5 protein-coding genes, 2 tRNA genes and 3 rRNA genes are annotated in these 12,970 nt (G+C 56.8%); 7 read left to right on the top strand and 3 right to left on the bottom strand.

The genetic code is table 11. The features are described 5' to 3' along the window. Window positions 1–189 precede the first annotated feature (189 nt). Window positions 190–1,998, top strand: coding sequence for an aminopeptidase P family protein (locus KW568_RS19795; protein WP_003250152.1), 1,809 nt, complete (start codon window positions 190–192; stop codon window positions 1,996–1,998). A gap of 39 nt (window positions 1,999–2,037) precedes the next feature. Here the strand turns inward: KW568_RS19795 and KW568_RS19790 are convergent, their stop codons facing one another. Together KW568_RS19790 and rhtA are read right to left on the bottom strand one after the other, a co-directional pair. Beyond that, window positions 2,038–2,319, bottom strand: coding sequence for a hypothetical protein (locus tag KW568_RS19790; protein WP_003250154.1), 282 nt, complete (start codon window positions 2,317–2,319; stop codon window positions 2,038–2,040). A gap of 192 nt (window positions 2,320–2,511) precedes the next feature. Beyond that, window positions 2,512–3,399: a threonine/homoserine exporter RhtA gene (gene rhtA, locus KW568_RS19785; protein ID WP_003250156.1), complete on the bottom strand. Its 888-nt coding sequence runs from the start codon at window positions 3,397–3,399 to the stop codon at window positions 2,512–2,514. 474 nt (window positions 3,400–3,873) lie between these two features. Here rhtA and KW568_RS19780 point away from each other — a divergent pair. From KW568_RS19780 to KW568_RS19755, 6 genes are all read left to right on the top strand, one after another. Beyond that, window positions 3,874–5,410 (top strand): 16S ribosomal RNA (locus tag KW568_RS19780). Between the two features lie 77 nt (window positions 5,411–5,487). After that, window positions 5,488–5,564, top strand: a tRNA-Ile gene (locus tag KW568_RS19775). Window positions 5,565–5,570: 6 nt separating this feature from the next. Next, a tRNA-Ala gene (locus tag KW568_RS19770) sits at window positions 5,571–5,646 on the top strand. A 234-nt stretch (window positions 5,647–5,880) separates the two neighbouring features. Beyond that, a 23S ribosomal RNA gene (locus KW568_RS19765) occupies window positions 5,881–8,773 on the top strand. 131 nt (window positions 8,774–8,904) lie between these two features. Next, window positions 8,905–9,020: ribosomal RNA gene (rrf, locus tag KW568_RS19760) — 5S ribosomal RNA — on the top strand. The 16S, 23S and 5S rRNA genes sit together here with 2 tRNA genes alongside, the layout of an rRNA operon. Before the next feature lie 382 nt (window positions 9,021–9,402). After that, window positions 9,403–11,211 carry an ABC transporter ATP-binding protein/permease gene (locus KW568_RS19755; protein WP_004576805.1) on the top strand — a complete coding sequence of 603 codons (1,809 nt, stop codon included), beginning with the start codon at window positions 9,403–9,405 and terminating at the stop codon, window positions 11,209–11,211. A 223-nt stretch (window positions 11,212–11,434) separates the two neighbouring features. On the opposite strand, the gene KW568_RS19750 is transcribed toward KW568_RS19755, so the two are convergent. Further along, complete coding sequence (locus KW568_RS19750) at window positions 11,435–12,634, bottom strand: MFS transporter (RefSeq protein ID WP_003250183.1); 1,200 nt, start codon at window positions 12,632–12,634, stop codon at window positions 11,435–11,437. Window positions 12,635–12,970: the final 336 nt, after the last annotated feature.

Raw genomic sequence — 12,970 nt, 5'->3', positions numbered from 1 at the left:
AAGCCGGTGTCTTGGGGAAGTTCAGGGGAACTTGATCGGTGGTCCTGGTCCTGTTGTAGGAAGTGTCCTATTGGCACAGGGCGTGGTGGGCAATGCATGCCGTATCTTGGTCGTCGCGATTGCAGCGCCCGGGTGGCTGTTCCATTATCGGCCTATTGGATCAACCGTTATGAAGTCGCAGGAGAGCGCATGAACGTCCAGACCACCCTTGAGCAAAGCGTGCCGCAGCGACTGGTGCACGTGCGCCAAGCCATGGCGGCAGGGGGCATCGATGCCTTGCTGGTACCCTCGGCCGACCCCCATCTTTCCGAATACCTGCCCGGTTACTGGCAGGGGCGCCAGTGGCTTTCGGGGTTCCAGGGCTCGGTCGGTACGTTGGTGGTGACGCCTGGGTTTGCCGGGCTGTGGGTCGATAGCCGCTACTGGGAGCAGGCAGCTCAGGAGCTGGAGGGCAGCGGCATCGAACTGATGAAACTGTTGCCGGGCAAACCCGGAGCGTTGGAATGGTTGGGCGAAAACGTCGAGCCCAACGGTCGCGTGGCAGTGGATGGTGCGGTCATGGCCCTGGCTTCGGCGCGCCAGCTGGCCGAGCGGCTGAAGGCGCGTGGAGCGCAGCTGGTGACTGACATGGACCTGCTGGGTCAAGTCTGGGACGGGCGCCCGGCGCTGCCAGGCAACCCGGTGTACCAGCACCTGCCGCCACACGCCACGGTGAGCCGGGCGGAAAAGCTCGCGCAATTGCGCCAGGGCATCCTGGCCAAGGGGGCCGACTGGCACTTCATCGCAACCCTGGATGACATTGCCTGGCTGTTCAACCTGCGCGGCAGCGATGTTTCTTACAATCCGGTTTTCCTGGCCTTTGCCCTGATCAATCAGCAGCAGGCCATCCTGTTCGTGGGCCAGGACAAGGTGGACGCGCACCTGCGTCATGTGCTGGAGGTCGACGGCATCGAGGTGCGCGACTACAGCGAAGCAGGCAAGGCGCTTGGCACTGTTCCTGCGGGGGCGCGGCTGCTGGTGGACCCGGCCCGGGTGACCTGCGGCCTGCTGGACAACCTGGCGGCAGAGGTGGTTCTTGTCGAGGGGCTAAACCCCACCACGCTGAGCAAGTCCTGCAAGGGTGACGACGACCTGGTGCACATTCGCCAGGTCATGGAGCAGGACGGCGCAGCCTTGTGCGAGTTTTTCGCCTGGTTCGAGGCGAACCTCGGCCGGGAGGTCATTACGGAGCTGACGGTTGACGAGCAATTGAGTGCCGCGCGTGCTCGACGCCCTGATTTCGTGTCACTGAGCTTTTCTACCATTGCCGCCTTCAATGGCAATGGCGCGATGCCACACTACCGTGCCACCGAGCAGTCGCATGCGCTCATCGAGGGTAATGGCTTGCTACTGATCGACTCGGGCGGTCAATACCTGGGCGGCACTACCGACATCACGCGCATGGTGCCGGTCGGTAACCCCAGTCTGGCACAGAAGCAGGACTGCACCCGTGTACTCAAGGGCATGATTGCCCTGTCGCGTGCCACGTTCCCGCGAGGGGTACTGTCGCCGTTGCTCGACGCCATTGCCCGGGCGCCGATCTGGGCTGACCAGGTCGACTATGGCCATGGTACGGGCCACGGGGTGGGCTACTTCATGAACGTTCACGAGGGGCCTCAAGTAATCGCCTACCAGGCGGCACCTGCACCGCAGACGGCCATGCAAGCGGGCATGATCAGTTCGATCGAGCCGGGTACGTACCGCCCGGGGCAGTGGGGCGTTCGCATCGAGAACCTGGTGGTCAACCGCGAAGCGGGGAGGAGTGCCTTTGGTGACTTCCTGCAATTCGAGACCTTGACGCTGTGCCCTATCGACACCCGCTGTCTGTTGCCCGGGTTGCTGGCCAAGGAAGAGGTGGAGTGGCTGAACGGCTATCACGCCAGCGTACGTGAGCGCCTGGCGCCTTTGCTCCAAGGGGATGCGCTAGCCTGGTTGGAGCTGCGTACTGCACCGCTGTAACACAAATGAAAAAGGGCAGTTTGCGAGCTGCCCTTTTCTCTATTTACAGATGACGATCATGCTACGGCTGGTGTAACCCGCCGGGTTGATGCCGAACAAATAGTCACCGGCTTCTTCATCGCTATCGCCCGAGCGCGCAACAACTCGGTAGCCGCGCGTGCTGCAGGCGCTTGCGGCCTTGCTGTAGCAATTGTCCCACGAGGAAGAAAGACCGGAGCAATTGATATGCAGGCCCTTCTTGCCCCTTTTGACCTCGGTCTTGGCTGTGGCGGCACATCCAGCAATAGCCAAGATGGCCAGGATGAGAAAAATTCGTTTCATTCCTGTCCTTAAATGCAGGGCAAATCAGTTGTCACGACCCTGTCGTTGTCGCTTCGGTTCTTCCTGAACCTTCCCCCAGCGTCCGTGTTCGGCCCAGTAGATAGCGTAAAGATGATGATTCTGTGACAGCTTAATCAGCGAGACGGGCTGCTACAATCACTAATCCTTTCTCAAATGAAAATATTTCTCATATCAGTCTGCTGCGATGGCCGGGCTGGTTGCCTTGCGCATGGACAGGGTGGTGCCGACCGAGGCGGTAATGATTGCCAGAATCGCCAGCCATTGAGTGAGTGTCAGCATCTCGCCGAGGAAAAGCAGGCCGGACAATGCGCCAAATGCCGGTTCGATGCTCATCAGGGTGCCGAACGTGCGCGCCGGGATTCGCGTGAGGGCAACCATTTCCAGGCTGTATGGCAGGGCGGTGGACAGTATTGCAACGGCCAACGCCATGGGGATCACGGCAGGTGTGAGCAGAGCGCTACCGGCGTGGGCGATACCGATGGGGGCGACGAACAGGGCCGCGACTACCACCCCCAGGGCCGCGCTCTGGATGCCGTGCTCGGCTCCTGCACGTTGCCCGAACAGGATGTACAGCGCCCAGCACACGCCCGCCCCCAGCGCATAGGCGGCGCCCACTGGGTCGAGTGCCTGGCCACTGTGACCTGCTGGCAGCAACAGCAGCAGCCCAGCGATGGCGAGCGCAATCCACAGGAAATCGATCGGTCGGCGCGAGGAGAAGATTGCCACGGCCAACGGGCCGGTGAATTCCAGGGCCACAGCGATACCGATGGGTACCGTTTGCAGGGCCATATAGAAGAGGAAGTTCATGCCGCCCAGTGCCATCCCGTAGATGACCACGTTGCGCAACGTGTTGGCGGTCATGCGTACCCGCCACGGGCGCAGTATAAGCAGCATGATGATGCTGGCGAAGATCAGGCGCAGGGTGGTGGTGCCTTGTGCGCCGATGATGGGGAACATGCTTTTGGCCAGAGAGGCGCCGGACTGAATCGATGCCATGGCGATAAGCAGTAGGCCGATCGGGAAGAGGGTGGCGGCCAGGCTGCGGGGCTGGGTGTTCATTTAAGTGCGGCAATCCTTTGGCGAGGGAGGTGTTGAGCAATATAGTGCGCAATTGGTGGGGTGGGTGGTAGCCCTTAAGCGGTTTTGCCAGAAATATTTCAAATCATTGAAATTAAAGGTTGACCTTCTCGATGGCCTCCCTATAATGCGCACCACTCCAACGCGGTAGCGAAGCAAAGCTAGCCACTGTGTTGAGTCAAGTGTTTGAAGCTAAACGAGTTTCTCGCTAAAAACTTCAAAATAAACGCTTGACAGGCTCTGAGGAAAGCGTAGAATGCGCGCCTCGGTTGAGACGAAAAGCTCTTAACCAAACGCTCTTTAACAAATTGAATCAAGCAATTCGTGTGGGTGCTTGTGAGTACGGACTGATAGTCAAAAAGATTATCAGCATCACAAGTGACCATGCGAGAAATCACATAGTCATTTGAGATTGCTGAGCCAAGTTTAGGGTTTCTTAAAAACCCAAGCAGTATTGAACTGAAGAGTTTGATCATGGCTCAGATTGAACGCTGGCGGCAGGCCTAACACATGCAAGTCGAGCGGATGACGGGAGCTTGCTCCTTGATTCAGCGGCGGACGGGTGAGTAATGCCTAGGAATCTGCCTGGTAGTGGGGGACAACGTTTCGAAAGGAACGCTAATACCGCATACGTCCTACGGGAGAAAGCAGGGGACCTTCGGGCCTTGCGCTATCAGATGAGCCTAGGTCGGATTAGCTAGTTGGTGGGGTAATGGCTCACCAAGGCGACGATCCGTAACTGGTCTGAGAGGATGATCAGTCACACTGGAACTGAGACACGGTCCAGACTCCTACGGGAGGCAGCAGTGGGGAATATTGGACAATGGGCGAAAGCCTGATCCAGCCATGCCGCGTGTGTGAAGAAGGTCTTCGGATTGTAAAGCACTTTAAGTTGGGAGGAAGGGCAGTAAGTTAATACCTTGCTGTTTTGACGTTACCGACAGAATAAGCACCGGCTAACTCTGTGCCAGCAGCCGCGGTAATACAGAGGGTGCAAGCGTTAATCGGAATTACTGGGCGTAAAGCGCGCGTAGGTGGTTTGTTAAGTTGGATGTGAAAGCCCCGGGCTCAACCTGGGAACTGCATCCAAAACTGGCAAGCTAGAGTACGGTAGAGGGTGGTGGAATTTCCTGTGTAGCGGTGAAATGCGTAGATATAGGAAGGAACACCAGTGGCGAAGGCGACCACCTGGACTGATACTGACACTGAGGTGCGAAAGCGTGGGGAGCAAACAGGATTAGATACCCTGGTAGTCCACGCCGTAAACGATGTCAACTAGCCGTTGGAATCCTTGAGATTTTAGTGGCGCAGCTAACGCATTAAGTTGACCGCCTGGGGAGTACGGCCGCAAGGTTAAAACTCAAATGAATTGACGGGGGCCCGCACAAGCGGTGGAGCATGTGGTTTAATTCGAAGCAACGCGAAGAACCTTACCAGGCCTTGACATGCAGAGAACTTTCCAGAGATGGATTGGTGCCTTCGGGAACTCTGACACAGGTGCTGCATGGCTGTCGTCAGCTCGTGTCGTGAGATGTTGGGTTAAGTCCCGTAACGAGCGCAACCCTTGTCCTTAGTTACCAGCACGTTATGGTGGGCACTCTAAGGAGACTGCCGGTGACAAACCGGAGGAAGGTGGGGATGACGTCAAGTCATCATGGCCCTTACGGCCTGGGCTACACACGTGCTACAATGGTCGGTACAGAGGGTTGCCAAGCCGCGAGGTGGAGCTAATCTCACAAAACCGATCGTAGTCCGGATCGCAGTCTGCAACTCGACTGCGTGAAGTCGGAATCGCTAGTAATCGCGAATCAGAATGTCGCGGTGAATACGTTCCCGGGCCTTGTACACACCGCCCGTCACACCATGGGAGTGGGTTGCACCAGAAGTAGCTAGTCTAACCTTCGGGAGGACGGTTACCACGGTGTGATTCATGACTGGGGTGAAGTCGTAACAAGGTAGCCGTAGGGGAACCTGCGGCTGGATCACCTCCTTAATCGACGACATCAGCCTGCTGATGAGCTCCCACACGAATTGCTTGATTCATTGTCGAAGACGATCAAGACCCTATATAGGTCTGTAGCTCAGTTGGTTAGAGCGCACCCCTGATAAGGGTGAGGTCGGCAGTTCAAATCTGCCCAGACCTACCAATATGCGGGGCCATAGCTCAGCTGGGAGAGCGCCTGCCTTGCACGCAGGAGGTCAGCGGTTCGATCCCGCTTGGCTCCACCACTTGCTGTACCTTGATCAAACTCAGAAATGAGCATTCGCATCGAATGTTGATTTCTGGCTTTTGTCAGATCGTTCTTTAAAAATTCGGATATGTGATAGATATAGACTGAACACCAGTTTCACTGCTGGTGGATCAGGCTAAGGTAAAATTTGTGAGTTCTGCTCGAAAGAGCAACGTACGAATTTTCGGCGAATGTCGTCTTCACAGTATAACCAGATTGCTTGGGGTTATATGGTCAAGTGAAGAAGCGCATACGGTGGATGCCTTGGCAGTCAGAGGCGATGAAAGACGTGGTAGCCTGCGATAAGCTTTGGGGAGTCGGCAAACAGACTGTGATCCAGAGATCTCTGAATGGGGGAACCCAGCCAGCATAAGCTGGTTATCTTGTACTGAATACATAGGTGCAAGAGGCGAACCAGGGGAACTGAAACATCTAAGTACCCTGAGGAAAAGAAATCAACCGAGATTCCCTTAGTAGTGGCGAGCGAACGGGGACCAGCCCTTAAGTTGGTTTGAGATTAGTGGAACGCTCTGGAAAGTGCGGCCATAGTGGGTGATAGCCCCGTACACGAAAATCTCTTGTCAATGAAATCGAGTAGGACGGAGCACGAGAAACTTTGTCTGAATATGGGGGGACCATCCTCCAAGGCTAAATACTACTGACTGACCGATAGTGAACCAGTACCGTGAGGGAAAGGCGAAAAGAACCCCGGAGAGGGGAGTGAAATAGAACCTGAAACCGTATGCGTACAAGCAGTGGGAGCCTACTTTGTTAGGTGACTGCGTACCTTTTGTATAATGGGTCAGCGACTTATATTCAGTGGCGAGCTTAACCGAATAGGGGAGGCGTAGCGAAAGCGAGTCTTAATAGGGCGTTTAGTCGCTGGGTATAGACCCGAAACCGGGCGATCTATCCATGGGCAGGTTGAAGGTTAGGTAACACTGACTGGAGGACCGAACCGACTACCGTTGAAAAGTTAGCGGATGACCTGTGGATCGGAGTGAAAGGCTAATCAAGCTCGGAGATAGCTGGTTCTCCTCGAAAGCTATTTAGGTAGCGCCTCATGTATCACTGTAGGGGGTAGAGCACTGTTTCGGCTAGGGGGTCATCCCGACTTACCAAACCGATGCAAACTCCGAATACCTACAAGTGCCGAGCATGGGAGACACACGGCGGGTGCTAACGTCCGTCGTGAAAAGGGAAACAACCCAGACCGTCAGCTAAGGTCCCAAAGTCATGGTTAAGTGGGAAACGATGTGGGAAGGCTTAGACAGCTAGGAGGTTGGCTTAGAAGCAGCCACCCTTTAAAGAAAGCGTAATAGCTCACTAGTCGAGTCGGCCTGCGCGGAAGATGTAACGGGGCTCAAACCATGCACCGAAGCTACGGGTATCATCTTACGATGATGCGGTAGAGGAGCGTTCTGTAAGCCTGTGAAGGTGAGTTGAGAAGCTTGCTGGAGGTATCAGAAGTGCGAATGCTGACATGAGTAACGACAATGCGAGTGAAAAACTCGCACGCCGAAAGACCAAGGTTTCCTGCGCAACGTTAATCGACGCAGGGTTAGTCGGTCCCTAAGGCGAGGCTGAAAAGCGTAGTCGATGGAAAACAGGTTAATATTCCTGTACTTCCAGTTATTGCGATGGAGGGACGGAGAAGGTTAGGCCAGCCTGGCGTTGGTTGTCCAGGTTTAAGGTGGTAGGCTGAAATCTTAGGCAAATCCGGGATTTCAAGGCCGAGAGCTGATGACGAGTTGCCTTTAGGCGACGAAGTGGTTGATACCATGCTTCCAAGAAAAGCTCCTAAGCTTCAGATAACTGGGAACCGTACCCCAAACCGACACAGGTGGTTAGGTAGAGAATACCAAGGCGCTTGAGAGAACTCGGGTGAAGGAACTAGGCAAAATGGCACCGTAACTTCGGGAGAAGGTGCGCCGGCGAGGGTGAAGGACTTGCTCCGTAAGCCCATGCCGGTCGAAGATACCAGGCCGCTGCGACTGTTTATTAAAAACACAGCACTCTGCAAACACGAAAGTGGACGTATAGGGTGTGACGCCTGCCCGGTGCCGGAAGGTTAATTGATGGGGTTAGCGCAAGCGAAGCTCTTGATCGAAGCCCCGGTAAACGGCGGCCGTAACTATAACGGTCCTAAGGTAGCGAAATTCCTTGTCGGGTAAGTTCCGACCTGCACGAATGGCGTAACGATGGCGGCGCTGTCTCCACCCGAGACTCAGTGAAATTGAAATCGCTGTGAAGATGCAGTGTATCCGCGGCTAGACGGAAAGACCCCGTGAACCTTTACTATAGCTTTGCACTGGACTTTGAATTTGCTTGTGTAGGATAGGTGGGAGGCTTTGAAGTGGGGACGCCAGTTCTCATGGAGCCATCCTTGAAATACCACCCTGGCAACTTTGAGGTTCTAACTCAGGTCCGTTATCCGGATCGAGGACAGTGTATGGTGGGTAGTTTGACTGGGGCGGTCTCCTCCCAAAGAGTAACGGAGGAGTACGAAGGTGCGCTCAGACCGGTCGGAAATCGGTCGTAGAGTATAAAGGCAAAAGCGCGCTTGACTGCGAGACAAACACGTCGAGCAGGTACGAAAGTAGGTCTTAGTGATCCGGTGGTTCTGTATGGAAGGGCCATCGCTCAACGGATAAAAGGTACTCCGGGGATAACAGGCTGATACCGCCCAAGAGTTCATATCGACGGCGGTGTTTGGCACCTCGATGTCGGCTCATCACATCCTGGGGCTGAAGCCGGTCCCAAGGGTATGGCTGTTCGCCATTTAAAGTGGTACGCGAGCTGGGTTTAGAACGTCGTGAGACAGTTCGGTCCCTATCTGCCGTGGACGTTTGAGATTTGAGAGGGGCTGCTCCTAGTACGAGAGGACCGGAGTGGACGAACCTCTGGTGTTCCGGTTGTCACGCCAGTGGCATTGCCGGGTAGCTATGTTCGGAAGAGATAACCGCTGAAAGCATCTAAGCGGGAAACTTGCCTCAAGATGAGATCTCACTGGGATCTTGAATCCCCTAAAGGGCCGTCGAAGACTACGACGTTGATAGGTTGGGTGTGTAAGCGCTGTGAGGCGTTGAGCTAACCAATACTAATTGCCCGTGAGGCTTGACCATATAACACCCAAGCAATTTGCTGACGCAGGTTGCGGTGGTGAAGACGAAAGACCCGAAAATTCGTAAGACCACAAATATCGCATATCCGAATTCGCTGGGCTGTCCATCTGGACATTCTGGCAACAGAATTTCTTGACGACCATAGAGCATTGGAACCACCTGATCCCATCCCGAACTCAGTAGTGAAACGATGCATCGCCGATGGTAGTGTGGGGTTTCCCCATGTGAGAGTAGGTCATCGTCAAGATTCATTTCGCAAAACCCCTATCTGCGCATGCAGGTAGGGGTTTTGTCTTTGTTGGCAAAAAAACTGGACCTGCTCGAATCACTGTGGGAACAGGCAGCTCGGTGGAGGGCACCGGCTTCGCCGGTGTTCGCGGGTAAACCCGCTCCTACGACGGCCTGTGTCCACCCCCCGATGTGTGTCCACCACCAAACTGTGTAGGAGCGGGTTTACCCGCGAATACGGTAGCAGCGGCAACAGTGAACGGCGGGTGGAAATTGGGTAGCAGGCCCGGCCCATTCGCGGGTAAACCCGCTCCTACAAATCATGAAATGTGCGTCATTTATACCTGACGAATGACAGCGTAATGCTACGCTCGCGGAAATACTCAGCACGGATACTTACCATGGAAATGAACTGGCATCAGGCCCTGCAAGAGAGCCTAAGCTGGCTGGCAATCGCCTCGTTCATCACCCTTGTCAGCTTCACTGCAGCCGCAACTCTGGCCGTGCGTTGTACACGCTGGGGCAGCCAGTTCTGGCAGCTTGCCGGGCCCTATTTCAGTTTCAGGCGCAGTTGGCGGCCGTTGCTGGTGTTTGCCCTGCTGCTGGTCCTGACGCTGTTTTCGGTTCGCCTAAACGTTCTTTTTTCGTTCTGGTACAACGGCTTCTACAGCGCCTTGCAGGGCCTTGACCAGGCGGCGTTCTGGTACCTGCTCGGCGTCTTCGCAGTGCTGGCTACCATCCATGTGTTGCGCTCGCTGTTCACCTTCTATGTCAGCCAGGCATTCAGTATCAAGTGGCGGGTCTGGCTGACCGAGCGCCTGACCCACGACTGGATGCAGGGCGATGCCTATTACCGTGGCCAGTTCCTTGCCGAGCCAGTGGACAACCCTGACCAACGTATCGAACTGGACGTTAACGCTTTTGTCACCAACTCGGTCACCCTTGCCCTGGGCGCAGTCAGTGCGCTGGTTTCGCTCGTGGCGTTCACCGGTATCCTCTGGGGGCTGTCGGCACCGTTGACGGTGGCCGGCGTAGAGATCCCTCGGGCGATGGTATTTGCCGTTTACCTGTATGTCATCGTCGCCACCTGGGTCGCCTTCCGCCTTGGGCGCCCGCTGATCCGGCTTAACTTCCTCAACGAGAAACTCACCGCCAACTTCCGTTACGCGTTGATGCGTCTGCGTGAGAACGCCGAGAACATTGCCTTCTACCAAGGTTCGCAAGTCGAGCGGGGCACGTTGCTCGGCCGTTTTGCTGCCTTGATCGTGAATGCCTGGGCATTGGTGTACCGGAACTTGAAGTTCAGTGGCTTCAACTTGGGTGTCAGTCAGGTAGCCGTTGTGTTTCCGTTCATTCTTCAGGCGCCGCGCTTCTTCAGTGGGGCGATCAAGCTGGGCGACGTCATGCAAACTTCCCAGGCCTTTGGGCAGGTGCAGGATTCTTTGTCGTTCTTCCGTGAGTCGTACGATGCGTTCGCGCAGTACCGCGCGACCCTTGACCGTCTCACCGGCTTTCTCGATGCCAACCAGCAGGCAAGTGCGTTGCCGCGCGTCACCACCGAAGACCAGGCGCATGCGCTGCAGATCGCGGGATTGCAGGTGCTGCGCCCGGACGGACATGCCCTTATCGCCGACCTGGACCTGAGCCTGCATGCCGGCCAGGCGTTGTTGATCAAAGGGCCATCGGGCAGTGGTAAAACCACGCTGCTGCGTGCCCTGGCGGGTCTTTGGCCGTATGCCGAAGGCAAGGTCAGGCGGCCAACGGGGCATCAGGCACTGTTCCTGTCGCAACGCCCGTACCTGCCGCTGGGTGACTTGCGTACCGTCATTGCCTACCCGGCAGCCAGTAATACCAAGGATGAGTTGCTCATGCAGCAGGCACTGCGCCAGGTCAACCTGGCCCACCTGGCCGAGCGTCTGGACGTCAGCTGTGACTGGTCACACATCCTCTCGGTGGGCGAGCAGCAGCGTCTGGCGTTCGCCCGGGTACTGTTCAACCGGCCTGAGGTGGTGTTTCTCGACGAGTCCACCTCGGCGATGGATGAGGGGCTCGAGCATGCCCTGTATGCGTTGTTGCGTTCGGAAATGCCGAGTGCATTGCTGGTCAGTGTCGGCCACCGCAGCACGCTGGCAGCGTTCCATACTCACCGGCTTGAGGTGGATGGGCATGGCGGTTGGTCGTTGCTGGAGCAGGAGGCTGCGCTGGCCTAGTTCGGCTTGAGGGGGAGATCGCCATCCAGCATCGCGATCAGCTTGGCCCCTTCACTGCGAGCATTGCCGACATCCTTGGTGACCCGAACCACTCGAACGCCTTCACCGGCAGGCCGTGCTCCCTGGCCAGGCGTTCGACCCCTGCGGCGGGAGCGTTCGGGTTACAGGATGGAACTGTTCAACCTGCGTGCGCTGCAGTCGTGAACCGCCAGGCTAGCCAGGTTCAGCGCAGCAGCGTCAGCCCTGCAAGGGTGGTGACGGCAAACCCTGCACCAACCAGGAAGGTTGCCTGGAACCCCGCACTCTCCCACAGCAATCCGGCTACCACGCTGGCTATCAGCAGTGCCGCACCGGTCAGCAGGTTGAACAGGCCGAAGGCGGTACCGCGCAAGTTGGCGGGGGCGCTGTCGGCAATCATGGCAGAGAAGATGCCTTGGCTGAAGCCCAAGTGCAGGCCCCAGGCCGTTACCCCAAAGGCAAGCCCGGCCCATCCTGGCAAAAGGGCCAGCAGCAGGTCGGCAGTGATCAGCAGGCCTAGCCCGGCCATCAGCACGCCACGGCGCCCCACTCGGTCCGACAACACGCCGGCAGGGTAGGCCGACAGTGAGTAGGCCATCGCCATCAATACCAGTACCGCCGGCGCCCACAGCGGAGTCAGGCCTATGTTCTGAGCCCGCAGCAGCAAGAACGCCTCGCTGAAACGGGCGAGGGTGAACAACGTGGCCAGACCGATCAGGCGCCAATAGACCGGCCCCAGGCGCCGAAGCGCGTGCAGTGCCAACGGTGAGCGTACCCGACGCCCCATAGCTGAGGCTTCAGGTTCGTGAACGAAGGCAACTAGGATATACACCGCCACGAACGCCGGGATAATAGCTACCCAGAACACGGTCTGGAAATGGCTCGCTGTCAGCCACATCAACACGATCGCCAGCAATGGCCCGAGGATAGCGCCCACGGTATCGAGCGCCTGACGCAGGCCGAACGCCGCGCCGCGCAGCTCGACCGGCGTAACATCGGCCACCAGTGCATCACGCGGTGCCCCCCGAATGCCTTTGCCGACACGGTCGACGAAGCGTGCCGCAGTCAGCCACTCAAGTCCGGAGGCCATGGGAAATACCGGCTTCATCAGCGCACTCAGGCCATAGCCGATCACTGTCAGCAGCTTGCGTTTACCCAGTCGGTCGCTGAGGGCGCCAGAGAACACCTTGGTGAACGATGCGGTCGACTCGGCGATTCCTTCGATGAACCCCACCGCGATCACCGAAGCGCCGAGCACACTGACCATGTACAGGGGCAGCAGGGCGTGGATCATCTCCGAGGAAATGTCCATCAACATCGACACGAAGCCCAGCGCCCAGATGCTGCGGGGCATTTTCGGCTGGCTTTTGGCAGTGCTTGCGCAGTTGTTGTCATCGCCACGCATCTGGCCGCTCCGCAGCGTTGTACGTCGAAACTGTAGATGCCTGCACACAGGATGCAAATCGGATAGGTGGATGGCAGCAACAGCCTGCGGACATGACTGAACTGTCCATGAATGCAGGGTGGTCATTCCGTCATAGGGTGCCTTCGCCGGTGTTCGCGGGTAAACCCGCTCCTACAGGCGAGCGCGAAGGCTTATCAAATGTTGAGCAAGACCGTTGCTCCCACAGCGAGCCTCGCTGTGCCAAAGATCACGGTTCAGCAAAGTTCAGTTACAAACATGTAAACTTCGTAAATAAGATGTACTCGCATTTGCGACTCTCTATATTTACCACCCCTG

Origin of the sequence: Pseudomonas sp. HD6515, assembly GCF_024971855.1 — a bacterium.
GTDB classification, from domain to species: Bacteria; Pseudomonadota; Gammaproteobacteria; order Pseudomonadales; family Pseudomonadaceae; genus Aquipseudomonas; species Aquipseudomonas alloputida.
The sequence above is the reverse complement of the archived record's forward strand: the minus strand, read 5'-3'. Positions and strand labels throughout refer to the sequence as shown.

Bases quoted from the DNA above. Each gene is read 5' to 3' on its own strand.
- KW568_RS19795 (WP_003250152.1), top strand. From the start codon at position 190: ATGAACGTCCAGACCACCCTTGAGCAAAGCGTGCCGCAGCGACTGGTG.
- KW568_RS19790 (WP_003250154.1), bottom strand. From the start codon at position 2,319: ATGAAACGAATTTTTCTCATCCTGGCCATCTTGGCTATTGCTGGATGT.
- rhtA (WP_003250156.1), bottom strand. From the start codon at position 3,399: ATGAACACCCAGCCCCGCAGCCTGGCCGCCACCCTCTTCCCGATCGGC.
- KW568_RS19755 (WP_004576805.1), top strand. From the start codon at position 9,403: ATGGAAATGAACTGGCATCAGGCCCTGCAAGAGAGCCTAAGCTGGCTG.
- KW568_RS19750 (WP_003250183.1), bottom strand. From the start codon at position 12,634: ATGCGTGGCGATGACAACAACTGCGCAAGCACTGCCAAAAGCCAGCCG.